The following is a 14,967-nucleotide window of genomic DNA, read 5'->3' on the forward strand; positions in this document are numbered from 1 at the left end:
CGAATGACTTTTGAACTTTCCATCGAGTTTTTCCCTCCGCAAACTGCCGAGGGCATGGAGAAGCTGCGCGCGACGCGGGCTCGCCTCGCCGTGCTGAAGCCCGAGTTTTTCTCGGTCACCTACGGCGCCGGCGGCTCGACACGCGAGCGCACGCTGGCAACGGTGATGGAGATCGCCGCCGAAGGCCACAACGCCGCGCCGCACCTGTCCTGCATCGGCTCCACGCGCGAGGGAATCCGCGAGATGCTGAATACCTTCATCGAGCGCGGCATCCGCCGCATCGTCGCCCTGCGCGGCGACCTGCCCTCGGGCATGGCCGATGCCGGCGAGTTCCGCTATGCCAACGAGCTGGTGGCGTTCATCCGCGGCGAAACCGGTGATCGCTTCCACATCGAGGTGGCGGCCTATCCCGAATGGCATCCGCAGGCAAGGAGCCCGCGCGAGGACCTGCTGAACTTCAAACGCAAGGTCGATGCCGGCGCCAACTCGGCCATCACGCAGTATTTTTACAACACCGATGCCTACGAGCATTTCGTCGCCGAGGCGCGGACACTCGGCGTCGAGGTGCCGATCGTGCCGGGCATCATGCCGATCGCCAGCTTCTCGAAACTGGCGCGTTTTTCCGATGCCTGCGGGGCCGAAATTCCGCGCTGGATGCGGCGCAAGTTCGAAAGCTTCGGCGACGATACGGACTCGGTCCGGGCCTTCGGCCTCGATGTGGTGACCGAGCTCTGCCAGCGCCTGATCGAACGCGGCGCTCCGGGCCTGCACTTCTACAGCATGAACCAGGCGGGCCTCACGCTGGAGCTTTGCCGCCGCCTGGATCGCTGAATTCTCAGGCACCCACTCCGAGCAGGTGCCGCAAGGCGGCGCGCAGCCTGCCCGGCGGCACCGGTTCCTTCAGCAGCGCCAGGCCGGCGCTTCGCGCCGCCGCCTGGGCTTCTTCGCTGACATCGGCGCTGACCAGCAACACGCCCAGGTGTTCATATTCGCGCTGCAATTCCTGTGCAAGCCTGATGCCGCTGACCAGCCCCGGCAGGCGGATATTGCAGATCATCAGGTCAGGGGCCTGATCGCTCTCGCGGCAGAGGCGCAACGCCTCCTCGCGACTGTCGGCAAGCAATACGTTGCCGCCCCAACCCAGGATGGCCTGCTCCATGCCGGCACGTACCAGTGCGTCGCCCTCCACCACCAGAACCGTGCCCGCTATCCGCGCGGAATCGGCTATTTGCTCTGCCTGCCGAGCTTGCGCGGAGCGCGGGTTGCCGGAAACTCCCTTTTGCGCCACGGGAAGCTCGATCCAGAATACCGAGCCACGCCCCGGTTGCGAGCGCACCATGATCGGGATTGACAGCACGCCTGCAAGGCGGCGGCAAATCGCCAGGCCAAGCCCCAGCCCCTTGGCGCGATCGCGTTCCGGATTGCCCAATTGCACGTAATCCTCGAAGATTTCCTCGCGCGCATCCTCTGCAATGCCCTCGCCGGTATCCCAGACCTCGACCCGCACCGAGTTCCCGCGGCGGCGGCAACCCACCAGCACGCCACCTGCCTGGGTGTAGCGCAAGGCGTTGCCGACCAGATTGAGCAGGATGCGCTCGACAATCTTCTGGTCGCTCTGTACCCAGACCTGGGTCGGCCTTACCTTGAGCCGCAAACCCTTCTGTTCCGCCGGCAGCGAAAGATCATTGGCCAGCCGCTCCAGCACGCGGCCCAGGGGGAAACCTTCAATTTGCGGAACCACGTTGCCGCCATCAAGGCGTGAAATGTCGAGGATGGCGTCGAGCAGGTTCTGCAGGGTATCCACCGACGACTGGATATGCGCCACCAGTCGCGGTTCCAGCCGTGCCGCTTCGGACTGCCCCAGTCCGGAAACAAACAATCCGAGCGCGTGCAGGGGTTGCCGCAAATCGTGGCTGGCAGCGGCCAGGAAATGCGACTTGGCGATGGTCGCATGCTCCGCCGCGTCCTTCTCGCGCTTCAGGTCCAGAGTGGCTTCCGCGACCCGCGCGCGCAATTCCTCCTGCGTCACCCCGATGCGCCCGGCCATGTCGTTGATGCCGGCCGCCAGGGAACGCAAGGCGCCGGTCGACTCCGGCTCCATGCGCGCCGCGAGATCGCCCTCGCCGATGCGCGCCACGACCTCGCTGGCCTCCAGCAGGGGTTTGGTCACCGCGCGCGCAATGCGCAGCGCCAGCCAGCCACCAAGCGCCGATCCCAGCAGCGCGATCACCGCACCGATGGCGATCAGCCGTTCGCTCCTGGCGGAAATGTCCCGCAATGACAACTCGACCACGACATGGCCGATGAGCTTCGATTCGGCCGCGCGCGCGACTTCCGCCCCGGCATAGATATCGTCCACCGGCAAGGTGCTGCGCACCACCGGTTCGACGAACAGCAGGACGTCCGACCCCAAACGATGGCCGTCAATCCGGCCGAGCACCGGCCAACGGGAAGGGTTCAGGTCGCCGCTGCGCGCCATGGTGACGCCCTGCATATCGACGATGGCAGCACCCCGCGCATCCGCGTCGATATGCAGCGTCGACTCGGTGAGCGCCGAAAGACTGGCGCGCTGCCCCGAAAAAATCCCGAACTCGGCCACGGTGGCCATTTGCCGCGAAATTGCCGCACCCCGGGTGCGCAGCCCCTGCTCCAGATCGTCGATCGCGCGCAACACGAAGACGGTAGTCAGCAGGGCCGCCACCAGCGTTACCGGCAGCAGCGCCAGCAGCAGCATGCGCGCGCGCAAACTCACGGAACAGCCCTCCCCCCAACCCCCTGCCCTGGGCAGGGGGTGACGACGGTTCGCCGCTGCGCAGCTCCGTGCAAGGATTTGCGCCCCTTCGGACGGCCGTGCGGGGCGCTCATGGCCGCTCCCTCTGTCGCAGCTGTTCGCCCAGTCGCGGCTCGTTCAATACCAGACCCAGCGAGCGGGCCACGTCCTGGTTGACCCCGACGACGAACTCGCGCGGCCACTGTGGCGGTGGCAAGGATTTTCCCGCCAGGGCCTGCCGCAGAATTTCTCCGCCGCGAACTCCGACTTGCGTTGGCGTCGAATACAGCGCCAGCAAGGCCCCGGCCTTGACATAGGCGGGAGAAAAACCGATCAGCGGCACTTGCCGCCGGTAGGCCGCCATCAGGATGTTGGCGGCTGTCTGGCTGTTGAACACCGCCGGGTCGGGCAGCGCCAGCAGGACTTCGGCATCGGCCAGCACCGCCTGCAAGGCGACAAATAATCCGCTTGGCCCGACCAGCGAAGTCACCAGCTGCATGTCGCGCTCCTTTGCCGCCTTCTCCAGCCCCGCGGCATGCCCCCTGGATTCTCCGCTGACCAGTATCCCGACACTGCGAACGGCTGGCAGCGCCAGCCGGATCAGATCCAGCTGGCGCCCTCGCGGCTGATCGAGATACACCGCGGAAACCGTGCCGGACTGCACACGCGCCGGATCGGCAATCCGCTCAAACGCCAGGCGCGGCACCAGAATGGCCAGCAACGGAGGCGGAGTGCTGTCACCGGCAAACAGGTCCTGCATGCCTCGTTGCGCTGCATGGCCGACGGCAACCACAAACTGCGGTTCGGGTTTCGCGCTGGTGAAATGGCTCCAGTGTGCCACATGCCAGACGATGCGCCCCGGTTGTGCCTGCTCGACTTCCGCACGCAGCGCCTCGGCTGTCTCGGCGTGGGCTCCGCCGGCATCGGACAGCGCCACCCACACCGAAACCGCTCCCGCCGCCCACGCCGATCCATATGTCATTAGACATAGGCAGGCGGTGGCGAGAAGGGAGAGAAACCGGCGCCGCATTGCTCAGAAATCCAGCCGCAGGGTAGCGAAAGCGCGGCGATCGAGGCGCTGGTTGATCTTGTAGATCTGATGCCCGCCGTTGATGCCCTGCACGGTCAGGCTCACCTCGGCGCGGGTCGCGCCCACGGCAAATCGCTTGCCAAGACGCACATCGAGCTGGCGCGGCGTGCTGATGACCTGACCGCCGGCCGCCCACTTGAAAGGCGTCGAGGATGTCGAAATCGCACTGAACTCAAACCCGCCCGGCAGTGTCTGCAGCCATGTCAGAGATGTGTTGCGGTAGGGCGCTTCCTGCTCCTCGTCGACCACCGAACCCCTCGCGATTCGCATGTGCATCTCGGCCAGCATCAGACGCGTATCCGGCAGCGGCCGCCAATCGAACTGGTATTCGAAGCCATGCAGATGAGGTCCGGGGCGATTGACGAAGTCCTTCGAGTCATAGGGAAACGCCGGAAACGCCGGATTCGGGATCGACAGCCCCTGCACGGTGACGCGATGGTTCATGCGCTCGACAAAAGCGCGGGCGTCCACCTTCAGATTCACCGAACGGAAATTCCCCAGATAGCCGATCTCGTTGGTGATCAGGGTTTCCGGCTTGATCGTGCCCGATGACCTGTAGAGCCAGCCGTAAACGGGTATCTGCCCGCCGATCGCCACCAGGGGATTCCCCGGCGAAAGGTTGTACAGGCGGGTATCTGCGCGCAACTCATAGAACGTCGGCGCGCGCTGCGACTTGGTCACGCCAAAGCGCAAGGTGTGGTCCGGCGTTGCGTGGAAGCTGGCCGAAACGCGTGGCGAAAATGCGCTGCCGGTGTAACTGTGCCCCTCCTGCATGCCGCTGGCCTGCAACAGCCACTGCCGGTGCGGGCGCCATTCGATCGTGCCGAAACCACGCCATTGGTGCAGTGAGATGCTGTCCGTCGTCGCATAGAGGGGAGGTGAAGTCAGCGACTCATGGCGCCATTCGCCGCCCCAGACGAAACGCAGTCCCTGATTCAATACCAGGGAATGCTGGAGCCCCAGTTCCTGCCGCGTTACGCTGCCGCTGTTGTCCTGCATGGCGCTGATCGGATTGCCGCCAAGCGTGCCCGTCACCCGCGCAATGTCGGAAAACGCTTCGCGCTCGTAGCTCGCGCGCAGCTCCAGTTTCTCGTCAGGGCTGATCTGGTGCCGCCAGCGCAGCAAGGCGCGTGCATCGCTCTGATTCGTCGTCCTGAACGGGTTGCCTGCCGTGCCTTCGCCGTCGCCACGAGCGGTCTGGCCGGCACCCAGCTGGAACATCACTTCGTCGTTCGGCGTGGGTACGAAGTCGCCGCGAAACTGGACGCTTGAGATATGGCTCTCGTCATACACCCGGTCAAGGCCGTGATCTACGCGGCGCGCCCCTGTGATCCGGAAGCTGGCTTTATCGTTGCCCCAGCCGACACGCGCGACATTGTCGTCGATCCCCTTGTCGCCGACGGTGGCCGACAGCGTCACGCCATGACTGTCGGCGGCGTTGCGCGTGATGATATTGACGACGCCGAGAAAGGCGTTGGCGCCGTAGGAAGCGGAATTCGACCCGCGCAGCACTTCGATGCGCTCGATATCCTCAAGCACGATTCCGCGCAGACCCAGATGCGTATCGCCAAACAGATAGGACGAATACAGGGAGCGGCCATCGACATAGACCTGCATCCGCGAGCCGAAGACATCCATTCCCGAGTGATACGCGGCCTGGGGATTGGCGCCATTGCGTGAAGTGAACAGGAAGCCCGGCACCAGCCTCAATACTTCCGCCACCTCGCGCGCGCCGGAACGGCGGATCAGATCCCGATCGATGACCGTCACCGAGCCCGGAACTTCGCTGAGTGGCTGTTCCAGCCGGCTGACGGAGAGGACCACGGGCAGATCGCCGAAGTAGTCGCTTTCGGTCACATGGTCGGCGGCATGGTCCGCCGCCGCCGGCAGGACGATCAAGGCGAAGCAAAGCGGAGCGCCGCGGCGCCGCGCAATCTCGCTGATTCGAAATGAAATTCCGCCCATCGTCGCGCGATTATAGGTGTGAACCCGCCCGGGGGCTACCGGCGACTCACCGCCGCCACACCGACAATAACCAGCGCGGCGCCGACCATCTGCGCGGTCGAGAAGCCCTCGTCGAGCAGCAACCAGGCGAAGGCGATGGTCAAGAGCGGCCCCACCATGCCGACCAGCGCCGCCTGCCCGCTGCCGATGCGGCGAATCGCGGCCGACTGGGCGAATACCGGCAGCACGGTGCAGAACAATCCCATCGCGGCGCCCAGCGCATACACCGGCCAGGGCTGGACCAGCGCCGTCAAGGGCTGCGTCGCCAGGAAGTGCCCGCCGGTGGCGGCTGTCGACACCAGCATGGCCAGCGCGGTGAAACGCGCCGCGCCCAGTTTGGCGATCATGCCGGCGCTGCCGGAAAGATAGAGCGCGTAGCTGACGGACGAAGCGAAGACGAAGCCGCCGCCGATCCACACCGCAGCGGTGTCTGCGGAAAATTGCAGGTCGTGCGCGAAGGCCGCCGCAATGCCGATGTAGCACAACACCAGGGCCAGCGCTTCGCGTCGCGTGACGGCGCGACCGTGCAAGGCCATACCGAACAGCAGGGTCAGCGTCGGATAGGTGAACAGGATCAGCCGCTCCAGGCCCGCCGAGATGTACTTGAGCCCGAGAAAATCCAGAATGCTGGCGCCGTAGTAGCCGAGCACGCCCAGTGCCACAACCGCAGCCCAGTCGCGCAGGCTCAAGGCCGGCGCGTTCTTCGACGCGGAAAACCCCACCCACAGGAACACCGGCAGGGCGAAGGCCATGCGCAGTGCCAGAAGCGTCACCGCATCGACACCGTACGGGTAGGCCAGCTTGACCAGGATTGCCTTGAAGGAAAAGCCCAGGGCGGCAACAATCGCCAGGGCCACTCCGATGCGATGCGCGGCGCCCGGGCCGGCGGCAAGGATCACCGGCGGCGACCGCCCATGATGGAACCGAGCACGCCGCGCACGATCTCGCGGCCGAGCGAAGAACCGATGGCGCGCACGGTGCTGCTGACGGCCGCTTCGACCACCGTCTGCCGACCGCGCGAACCGGAACGCGCACCGCCGCCCAGCATGCCCCCCAGCGCGCCGCCGATGCCGCCCAGAAAGCCGCCACCGGCCGGCTCCGCCGTCCCGGTCGCCGTGCCGCCAGCGCCGACTGCCGGGGCCGTACCGCTAGCGGTCGCCTGCGCCGCCGCGCCTTGCAGCTTTTCATAGGCCGATTCGCGGTCGAGCAGCTTCTCGTAATGCCCGGCGATCGGCGAGTCGGCGATGGCGGCACGGCGTTCTTCCCCCGTCAGCGGCCCGATGCGCGAGGCGGGCGGCAGCACCATGCCGCGCTCGACCACGGTCGGCCGGCCCTGCTCGTCGAGGAAGGACACCAGCGCCTCGCCGACGCCGAGTTCGGTGATCACGGTCGCGGCATCGAAGGCCGGGTTGGCGCGCAGCGTGTCCGCCGCCGCCTTGACCGCTTTCTGGTCGCGCGGCGTGAAGGCGCGCAGCGCATGCTGGACGCGGTTGCCGAGTTGGCCAAGCACCGCGTCGGGAATGTCGAGCGGGTTCTGCGTCACGAAATACACGCCGACGCCTTTCGAACGGATCAGGCGCACCACCTGTTCGACCTTCTCCAGCAGGGCCGGAGGCGCATCGCTGAACAGCAGGTGGGCTTCGTCGAAAAAGAAGGCCAGCTTCGGCTTGGGCAGGTCGCCCGCCTCGGGCAGTTGCTCGAACAATTCGGCCAGCAGCCAGAGCAGGAAGCAGCCATAGAGCCGCGGCGAGTTCATCAGCTTTTCGGCGGCCAGCACGTTGATCACGCCGCGGCCATCCTGCGCCTGCATCAGGTCCTCGATGTCGAGCATCGGCTCGCCGAAGAAGCTCGTGCCGCCCTGCTCTTCCAGGGTCAGCAGGCCGCGCTGGATGGCACCAATCGAGGCCGCCGAGACGTTGCCGTATTGGGTCTTGTACTGCGCCGCGTTCTCGCCGACGTGCTGCACCATGGCGCGCAGATCCTTCAGGTCGAGCAGCAGCAGGCCCTGGTCGTCGGCGACCGAGAACACCACCTGCAGCACGCCGCCCTGGGTGTCGTTGAGATTGAGCAGGCGCCCCAGCAGCAGCGGGCCCATGTCGGAAATCGTCGCGCGCACGGGATGGCCGCTCTCGCCGAACACGTCCCAGAACACGATCGGATTCGACTTTGGCTGCCAGTCCTTGATGCCAAGTGCATCGAGGCGCTTTTGCAGCTTTTCCGAAACGGTGCCAGCGGCACCCAGACCGGACAGGTCGCCCTTGGCATCGGCGAGGAACACCGGCACGCCGGCGTTCGAGAGTTGCTCGGCCATGCGTTGCAGGGTCACCGTCTTGCCGGTGCCGGTGGCGCCGGTGATCAGGCCGTGGCGGTTGGCGAGCTGCGACAACAGGGTCAGTTCGGTCTCGCCGCTCTTGGCGATGGGCAGGGCTTGGCTCATGGCTGGGATTCCCGAGGTGCTAAAATTTATGATTGTACGTAACAAACTCGTGACAACTACGCGGCAAACCCGCGCAACCAGGGAAACAACTATGGCCGGCCATTCCAAATGGGCCAATATCCAGCATCGCAAGGGACGTCAGGACGCCAAGCGGGGCAAGGTATTCACCAAACTGATCAAGGAAATCACCGTCGCCGCCAAGATGGGCGGGGGCGACGTCAGCGCCAATCCGCGGCTGCGGCTGGCGATCGAAAAAGCCAAGGCGCAGAGCCTGCCCAAGGACAACATCGACAACGCGGTCAAGCGCGGCACCGGCCAGCTTGAAGGCGTGAACTACGAGGAAATCCGCTACGAGGGCTACGGCATCAACGGCGCGGCGGTGATGGTGGATTGCCTCACCGACAACAAGGTGCGCACCGTCGCCGAAGTGCGCCACGCCTTCGCCAAGCACGGCGGCAACATGGGCACCGACGGCAGCGTCGCCTTCCTGTTCACCCACTGCGGCCAGATGATCTTCGCGCCCGGCACCGACGAGGCGGCATTGATGGACGCGGCGATCGAGGCCGGCGCCGACGACATACAAAGCAATGAAGACGGCTCGATTGAAGTCATCACGCCGCCCAACGACTTCGCCGCGGTCAAGGATGCGCTGGAGAAGGCCGGCTTCAAGCCCGAGTTCGGCGAAGTGACCATGAAGCCGCAGAACGAAACCGGATTCGCCGGCGAGGATGCGCTGAAAATGCAGAAACTGCTTGATGCGCTCGAGGCGCTGGACGACGTGCAAGAGGTTTACACGACAGCCGTAATAGAAGAATAGGCATCCCGGCACCGGGATGCCGCTGCAGGAGTTCCCGGCCATGATGAAGCTTCGCCGCCCACCGCAAGCCGTCCTGATCGACCTCGCCGGCGTCCTGCACACCGGCGACCTGGCCCTGCCGGGCGCGGTCGACGCGCTGAAGCGGCTGCGGCGCAGCGGATTGCCGCTGCGCTTTCTCACCAACACCACGCGCTCGCCGAGTGCAACCGTCATCGCCAAGCTGCGACGGATGGGCTTTGACCTCCATCCGGGCGAAGTCCAGACCGCCGTCCTGGCCACCCGCCGCCTGGTCGCAATGCGCGGCCTGAAACCCCACTACCTGGTACATCCCGACATTGCCGGGGAAATCGGTCCGAGCAACCCGAATCCCGACTGCGTCGTGCTCGGCGACGCCGGTGCCTATTTCAGCTACGCCGCGCTGAACACCGTTTTCCGGCTGCTGATGCAGGGCCTGCCCCTGCTGGCGATGGCGCGCAACCGCTACTTCATGGAAGAGGACGGCCTGTCGCTGGACATGGGCGCCTACGTCGCCGGCCTCGAATACAGCACCGGCACGCAAGCCGAGATCGTCGGCAAGCCGGCACGCCCCTTCTTCGAAACCGCGCTGGCCGATCTCGGCGTCGCGGCCGAAGATGCCGTGCTGATCGGCGACGACCTCGCCGACGACATCGGCGGGGCACAGGAAGCCGGCATCCCGGGCATCCTGGTGCGCACGGGCAAGTTCCGCCCCGAGGACGAACGCCACGCGACGATCCGGCCGGACCGGGTGGTCGACGACTTCGCTGCGGCGGTCGCCGCGTTGTCCGTCTGACTGTCCGCCCGAGTCTTAGCGGCCCGCCGCCCTGCCCTGCAGCAGCTTCAGATCGGCGACGATCTCCGCCGAATGGCGCGAGGTGTCGACCGACTGATAGACCTTCGCAATGCGGCCCGCCGGATCGATAAGGAAGGTGTAGCGCTTCGCCAGCTTCATCACCAGCCAGTCCGACAAGGCGCCGTATTGCCGCGCCACCTCGGCGGTGGCGTCGGAAAGCAGCGGAAAGGGCAGGCTGTACTTCGCGGCGAAAGCCCTGTGCGAAGCAGTGTCGTCCACGCTGACGCCCACCACCTGGGCGCCCAGCGCCGTGAGTTGGGCCAGATCATCGCGGAAGGCGCAGGCTTCCGCCGTGCAGCCCGGCGTGTCGTCCTTGGGATAGAAGTAGAGCACCACCCAGCGGCCGCGCCACTCCGCCAGACGCCGCGTCGCACCGTTCTGGTCGGACAGCGAGAATCCCGGCGCGACAGTCCCCACCGCCGGCACCTCCGCATTTGCCGCGCCACCCAGGACCAACAGGCTTGACAGTACGGCGACAAGTTTGCGGATCATGGCGGCTCCTTGGTCATTCGAGATGCATCATAGCGCGGCGCGGGGGTGACGAATGGGTTACCCTTGCGAGCTGGATTTTCGACCGCGCTTTTCATGAATCGTTTCGCCCCCCTGCTGTTCGTCGTGCTCTGGAGTACCGGCTTCATCGGCGCCAAGTTCGGCCTGCCGCATGCCGAACCGCTGAGCTTCCTGCTGACCCGCTACCTGCTGGTGATCTCGCTGATGACCCTGGTCGCGCTGGCCATGCGCGCGCCCTGGCCCAGGGATGCGCGGCACTGGTTCCATATCGGCGTCTCCGGCCTGCTGGTGCATGGCGTGTACCTCGGCGGCGTCTTCATCGCCATCTCGAAGGGCCTGCCGGCCGGAGTCACCAGCCTGGTAGTCGGCATCCAGCCATTGCTGACCGCCGTCGGCGCCGGCTGGTTGCTGCGCGAGGCGGTGCTGGCGCGACAGTGGGCCGGACTGGCACTCGGCTTCGTCGGCGTCGCCCTGGTGGTGTCGGGCAAGCTCGGCAGCGCCTTCGGCATGGAGGCCCTGTGGCCGGCGCTGGCAGCCCTGGCCGGGATCACGGTCGGCACCTTGTACCAGAAACGCTTCTGCCCCAGCTTCGACTGGCGCACCGGCGCCATCGCGCAGTTCCTGCCGACGGCAATCGCCACCGCCGTGGTTGTCAGCCTGACCGAAAACTTCCGCATCGAATGGGTGCCCGACTTCATCTTTGCCCTGGCCTGGCTGGTGCTGGTGCTGTCGGTAGGCGCGATTTCGCTGCTCAACATGCTGATCCGCCGCGGCAGTGCGGTGAACATGGCCAGCCTGTTCTATCTGGTGCCGCCCTGCACCGCGCTGATCGCCTGGCTGCTGTTCGACGAAAAGCTGGCCGGCATGGCGCTGGTCGGCATGGCGCTCGCCGTGTGGGGCGTGTATCTTGCGCGGAAATGAGGACCATCCCCCCTTCCCCCTGCCCATGGCAGGGGGTGACTGCAGTTCAGCGGCTATCGCCGCTTCCGTATTTTGGCTCGCCACCTCCTTGAGGCGGCCCGGCTGAGGTGGCATGAAAGCTCCTGCTTCGACTCCATTGCGCATTCTCGGCATTGATCCTGGCCTCAGGAGTACCGGGTTTGGCGTCATCGACAAGACCGGTAACACGCTGAGTTATGTGGCAAGCGGCTGCATCAAGTCGGATGCGGAAAACAGCCTGCCGCAGCGAATCAAGACCCTGCTCGACGGCATTGCGGAAATCATCGCCACCTACGGGCCACAGCAGGCGGCGGTCGAAATCGTGTTCGTCAACGTCAATCCGCAATCCACGCTGCTGCTCGGCCAGGCACGCGGCGCTGCGATTTCCGCGCTGGTGACGGCCGACCTGCCGGTAGCGGAATACACCGCGCTGCAAGTCAAGCAGGCCGTGGTCGGCCACGGCAAGGCGGCCAAGGAGCAGGTGCAGCAAATGGTGGCACGCCTGCTCAAGCTGCCGGGCGTGCCGAGCGCCGACGCCGCCGACGCGCTGGCCTGCGCCATCGCCCACGCCCATGGCGGGCAGGGCCTGGGCGCCTTGGCCACACTGGGCAGACGAGTGCGCGGCGGGAGGATAGTCTGATGGCATCCATCCTGTATGCGTGGGAATTCGGCGCGGGACTGGGCCACATGGGAGTATTCCTGCCCCTGGCGCGCGAACTGCGGGACGCCGGACACGAGGTCCACTGGATGGTGACGCAACCGACGGTGGCAGGCGACCTCCTCGCCAACGAAGGTTTCACCTGGATCGCGGCCCCGACCGTGCAGGAGAGCATCCGGCCGGGCCCGCCCCTCACGTATGCCGATATCCTGCTGCGCTTCGGCTACGCCGATCCACGCGCCCTGTTCGGCCTGGTCGGAGCCTGGCGCGAAGCCATGCGCCTGACCGGCGCCGAACTGGTGCTGGCGGACCACGCACCGACGGCAGTGCTCGCGGCGCGTACCCTGGGCCTCCCCGTCATGCTGTTCTCCAATGGCTTCACGGCCCCGCCGCGGCGCAGCCCCCTGCCCAACATGCGACCATGGAGCCCGGTGCCGGAGCAAACGATCAGCCAACTCGACTTCGCCGCGCTCGCTGCCGTCAATACGGTGCTGGCGCGCCACCATTGCGCCCCGATGAAACAACTGGCCGACCTGTTCGACGTCGCCGAGGAAGCGCTGGTGACCTTCCCCGAACTCGACCACTACGCCGACCGCGGGCCGGCCCGCTACTGGGGCAGCCTGCCCAGCGCGGGCGCCGGCCGGCCGGTCGAATGGCCGACGGGCGAAGGCAAACGCGTGTTCGCCTATCTGCGTCCCGAATGCATGCACCACGAAGCGCTGCTGGTCGCATTGCATGCACTTGGCCAGTCGACCGCCATCTATTTCCCCGGCATGAACCCGGCCTTGCAGTCGCGCTTTGCAGCACCGCACATGCGCTTTCTCGACCATCCCGCCGACATGGAACAGATGACGCGGGAAGCCGACATCGGCATCACCTACTCCAGCCTCGCGACCACCACGGCCTTCCTGCTTGCCGGCAAGCCCTTGCTGCTGCTGCCCTGGCATCTCGAACAGTTCATGCTGGCGCGCCGTGTCGAGGAAATGGGCGCAGGACGCCTGGTCAATCCGGAACAGCCGCCGGGCGATCTGCGCGCCGTGCTCGCCGACCTGATCGATAATCCGGTTTGGCGCGGCAACGCCCGGGCCTTTGCCGCCAAGTACGCTGCGTTCGACCAGCAGGCAGTCACCGGCAATCTTGTACGCCGCATTGCTGAAATGCTCGATGACACAACCAGGACAACGCCATGATCGGTCGCATCACCGGAACCCTCATTGAAAAGAATCCGCCCGCCATCACGGTGGATGTGCACGGACTCGGCTACGAAGTCGATGTGCCGATGAGCACTTTCTACAACCTGCCGGCCAGCGGCGAGAAAGTCTCGCTGCACACGCACCTGATCGTGCGCGAGGACGGCCACTTCCTCTACGGCTTCGCCTCGGAAGCGGAGCGCGCCGCCTTTCGCCAGTTGCTGAAGATCTCCGGCATCGGCGCGCGCACGGCGCTCGCGGTGCTCTCCGGCATGTCGGTGACGGAACTGGCGCAGGCGGTCACGCTGCAGGAAGCCGGACGGCTGACCAAGGTGCCGGGCATCGGCAAGAAGACCGCCGAGCGCCTGCTGCTGGAACTGCGCGACCGGCTGCCGAAGACATTGTCGAGCGGAGGTGCAAGAGTCGGCGCTGGCGACACGGCGACCGATGCCGCCTCCGACATCATGAACGCCCTGCTGGCGCTGGGCTACAACGAACGCGAGGCGCTCGCGGCCATGAAGGGACTGACTCCCGAGGTTTCCGTCTCCGACGGCATCCGCGCGGCGCTGAAACTGCTGTCTAAGTCGTCGTAGGTCGGGTCGGCTAAACTGTCCGCATGAGCATCCAGACCGACAAATTCGCCGAGCCCTCGCCCGAGCGCCTGATCTCGGCAGGCCGCGAATCGACGCAGGAAGACGCGCTCGAACGCGCCCTGCGGCCCAAGCAACTGGCCGATTACGTCGGCCAGCAGAAAATCCGCGGCCAGCTCGAAATCTTCATCGAGGCCGCCAAGCGGCGCGCCGAATCGATGGACCACGTGCTGCTGTTCGGCCCGCCGGGCCTGGGCAAGACCACGCTGGCGCACATCATCGCCCGCGAGATGGGTGTCAACCTGCGCCAGACCTCGGGGCCGGTGCTGGAGCGCGCCGGCGATCTGGCCGCGATGCTGACCAACCTCGAGCCGAACGATGTCCTGTTCATCGACGAAATCCATCGCCTCTCGCCGGTAGTCGAGGAAATCCTCTACCCCGCGCTGGAGGATTTCCAGATCGACATCATGATCGGCGAAGGGCCGTCGGCGCGTTCGGTCAAGCTCGACCTGCCGCCCTTCACCCTGATCGGCGCCACCACCCGCGCCGGCATGCTGACCAACCCGCTGCGCGACCGCTTCGGCATCGTCGCCCGGCTGGAGTTCTACACGCCGGAAGAACTCGCCCTCATCGTGCGCCGCTCGGCCCACCTGCTCAACTGCGACATCGTCGAAGAAGGCGCGGTCGAGATCGCCAAGCGCAGCCGCGGCACGCCGCGCATCTCCAACCGCCTGCTGCGCCGCGTGCGCGATTTCGCCGAGGTCAAGGCCGATGGCACCATCACGCGCGCCGTGGCCGACGCAGCACTGACCATGCTCGACGTCGACCACCTCGGCCTCGACGTCATGGACCGCAAGCTGCTCGGTGCCATGCTGGAGAAATTCGGCGGCGGCCCGGTCGGCGTGGACAACCTCGCCGCCGCCATCGGCGAGGCGCGCGACACCATCGAGGACGTGCTGGAGCCCTACCTGATCCAGCAGGGCTACCTGCAGCGCACGCCGCGCGGACGGGTGGCGACGGCCAGCATCTGGCGGCATTTCGGGCTGACGTCGCCGAACACCAATCCGAATGGCGCCCTCTGGGAGCCCTGA

14 protein-coding genes are annotated in these 14,967 nt (G+C 66.1%); 8 read left to right on the forward strand and 6 right to left on the reverse strand.

Features of this window, described 5'->3' with window-relative positions; genetic code table 11:
• The first annotated feature begins 3 nt into the window (after positions 1–3).
• Positions 4–831 carry a methylenetetrahydrofolate reductase [NAD(P)H] gene (gene metF, locus SUTH_RS16300; RefSeq protein ID WP_041100751.1) on the forward strand — a complete coding sequence of 276 codons (828 nt, stop codon included), beginning with the start codon at positions 4–6 and terminating at the stop codon, positions 829–831.
• A 4-nt stretch (positions 832–835) separates the two neighbouring features.
• Here the strand turns inward: metF and SUTH_RS16305 are convergent, their stop codons facing one another.
• The 5 genes from SUTH_RS16305 to SUTH_RS16325 all read right to left on the reverse strand — a co-directional run bounded on the left by SUTH_RS16305 (position 836) and on the right by SUTH_RS16325 (position 8,301).
• Positions 836–2,752, reverse strand: a complete 1,917-nt coding sequence (locus SUTH_RS16305) for a hybrid sensor histidine kinase/response regulator (RefSeq protein WP_148312959.1) — start codon at positions 2,750–2,752, stop codon at positions 836–838.
• A 109-nt stretch (positions 2,753–2,861) separates the two neighbouring features.
• Entirely contained in the window at positions 2,862–3,752 is an 891-nt protein-coding gene (locus tag SUTH_RS16310) for an ABC transporter substrate-binding protein (protein ID WP_171817391.1), read from the reverse strand.
• Between the two features lie 51 nt (positions 3,753–3,803).
• On the reverse strand, positions 3,804–5,825 hold the full coding sequence (locus tag SUTH_RS16315) for a TonB-dependent receptor plug domain-containing protein (protein ID WP_041100757.1): 2,022 nt from the start codon (positions 5,823–5,825) through the stop codon (positions 3,804–3,806).
• A gap of 35 nt (positions 5,826–5,860) precedes the next feature.
• Entirely contained in the window at positions 5,861–6,763 is a 903-nt protein-coding gene (locus SUTH_RS16320) for a DMT family transporter (RefSeq protein ID WP_197539609.1), read from the reverse strand.
• Complete coding sequence (locus SUTH_RS16325) at positions 6,760–8,301, reverse strand: helicase HerA-like domain-containing protein (RefSeq protein WP_041100759.1); 1,542 nt, start codon at positions 8,299–8,301, stop codon at positions 6,760–6,762. Before SUTH_RS16325 ends, SUTH_RS16320 begins: the two co-directional genes overlap by 4 nt.
• 91 nt (positions 8,302–8,392) lie before the next feature.
• On the opposite strand from SUTH_RS16325, the gene SUTH_RS16330 reads away from it, so the two are divergent.
• Together SUTH_RS16330 and SUTH_RS16335 are read left to right on the forward strand one after the other, a co-directional pair.
• The gene (locus SUTH_RS16330) at positions 8,393–9,118 is read left to right on the forward strand and encodes a YebC/PmpR family DNA-binding transcriptional regulator (protein WP_041100761.1); all 726 of its coding nucleotides are present in this window, start codon (positions 8,393–8,395) and stop codon (positions 9,116–9,118) included.
• Between the two features lie 40 nt (positions 9,119–9,158).
• Positions 9,159–9,929, forward strand: coding sequence for a TIGR01458 family HAD-type hydrolase (locus SUTH_RS16335; RefSeq protein ID WP_231851054.1), 771 nt, complete (start codon positions 9,159–9,161; stop codon positions 9,927–9,929).
• Positions 9,930–9,944: 15 nt separating this feature from the next.
• On the opposite strand, the gene SUTH_RS16340 is transcribed toward SUTH_RS16335, so the two are convergent.
• The gene (locus SUTH_RS16340; RefSeq protein WP_041100763.1) at positions 9,945–10,481 is read right to left on the reverse strand and encodes a peroxiredoxin; all 537 of its coding nucleotides are present in this window, start codon (positions 10,479–10,481) and stop codon (positions 9,945–9,947) included.
• Between the two features lie 93 nt (positions 10,482–10,574).
• On the opposite strand from SUTH_RS16340, the gene SUTH_RS16345 reads away from it, so the two are divergent.
• From SUTH_RS16345 to ruvB, 5 genes are all read left to right on the forward strand, one after another.
• Positions 10,575–11,420, forward strand: a complete 846-nt coding sequence (locus SUTH_RS16345) for a DMT family transporter (RefSeq protein WP_041100765.1) — start codon at positions 10,575–10,577, stop codon at positions 11,418–11,420.
• A gap of 112 nt (positions 11,421–11,532) precedes the next feature.
• Positions 11,533–12,078 carry a crossover junction endodeoxyribonuclease RuvC gene (ruvC, locus tag SUTH_RS16350; RefSeq protein ID WP_171817393.1) on the forward strand — a complete coding sequence of 182 codons (546 nt, stop codon included), beginning with the start codon at positions 11,533–11,535 and terminating at the stop codon, positions 12,076–12,078.
• Positions 12,078–13,286 carry a glycosyltransferase family protein gene (locus SUTH_RS16355; RefSeq protein ID WP_041100769.1) on the forward strand — a complete coding sequence of 403 codons (1,209 nt, stop codon included), beginning with the start codon at positions 12,078–12,080 and terminating at the stop codon, positions 13,284–13,286. Before ruvC ends, SUTH_RS16355 begins: the two co-directional genes overlap by 1 nt.
• The gene (gene ruvA / locus SUTH_RS16360; protein ID WP_041100770.1) at positions 13,283–13,879 is read left to right on the forward strand and encodes a Holliday junction branch migration protein RuvA; all 597 of its coding nucleotides are present in this window, start codon (positions 13,283–13,285) and stop codon (positions 13,877–13,879) included. Before SUTH_RS16355 ends, ruvA begins: the two co-directional genes overlap by 4 nt.
• 23 nt (positions 13,880–13,902) lie before the next feature.
• Positions 13,903–14,967 (forward strand): Holliday junction branch migration DNA helicase RuvB, encoded by a 1,065-nt coding sequence (gene ruvB / locus SUTH_RS16365; protein ID WP_041100772.1) that lies wholly within the window; start codon positions 13,903–13,905, stop codon positions 14,965–14,967.

The organism is Sulfuritalea hydrogenivorans sk43H, assembly GCF_000828635.1.
In the GTDB taxonomy this organism is placed as follows: domain Bacteria; phylum Pseudomonadota; class Gammaproteobacteria; order Burkholderiales; family Rhodocyclaceae; genus Sulfuritalea; species Sulfuritalea hydrogenivorans.

Bases quoted from the DNA above. Each gene is read 5' to 3' on its own strand.
- SUTH_RS16330 (WP_041100761.1), top strand. From the start codon at position 8,393: ATGGCCGGCCATTCCAAATGGGCCAATATCCAGCATCGCAAGGGACGT.
- SUTH_RS16355 (WP_041100769.1), top strand. From the start codon at position 12,078: ATGGCATCCATCCTGTATGCGTGGGAATTCGGCGCGGGACTGGGCCAC.
- SUTH_RS16340 (WP_041100763.1), bottom strand. From the start codon at position 10,481: ATGATCCGCAAACTTGTCGCCGTACTGTCAAGCCTGTTGGTCCTGGGT.
- ruvB (WP_041100772.1), top strand. From the start codon at position 13,903: ATGAGCATCCAGACCGACAAATTCGCCGAGCCCTCGCCCGAGCGCCTG.
- SUTH_RS16335 (WP_231851054.1), top strand. From the start codon at position 9,159: ATGATGAAGCTTCGCCGCCCACCGCAAGCCGTCCTGATCGACCTCGCC.
- metF (WP_041100751.1), top strand. From the start codon at position 4: ATGACTTTTGAACTTTCCATCGAGTTTTTCCCTCCGCAAACTGCCGAG.
- ruvC (WP_171817393.1), top strand. From the start codon at position 11,533: ATGAAAGCTCCTGCTTCGACTCCATTGCGCATTCTCGGCATTGATCCT.
- SUTH_RS16315 (WP_041100757.1), bottom strand. From the start codon at position 5,825: ATGGGCGGAATTTCATTTCGAATCAGCGAGATTGCGCGGCGCCGCGGC.
- SUTH_RS16325 (WP_041100759.1), bottom strand. From the start codon at position 8,301: ATGAGCCAAGCCCTGCCCATCGCCAAGAGCGGCGAGACCGAACTGACC.
- SUTH_RS16310 (WP_171817391.1), bottom strand. From the start codon at position 3,752: ATGACATATGGATCGGCGTGGGCGGCGGGAGCGGTTTCGGTGTGGGTG.
- ruvA (WP_041100770.1), top strand. From the start codon at position 13,283: ATGATCGGTCGCATCACCGGAACCCTCATTGAAAAGAATCCGCCCGCC.
- SUTH_RS16345 (WP_041100765.1), top strand. From the start codon at position 10,575: ATGAATCGTTTCGCCCCCCTGCTGTTCGTCGTGCTCTGGAGTACCGGC.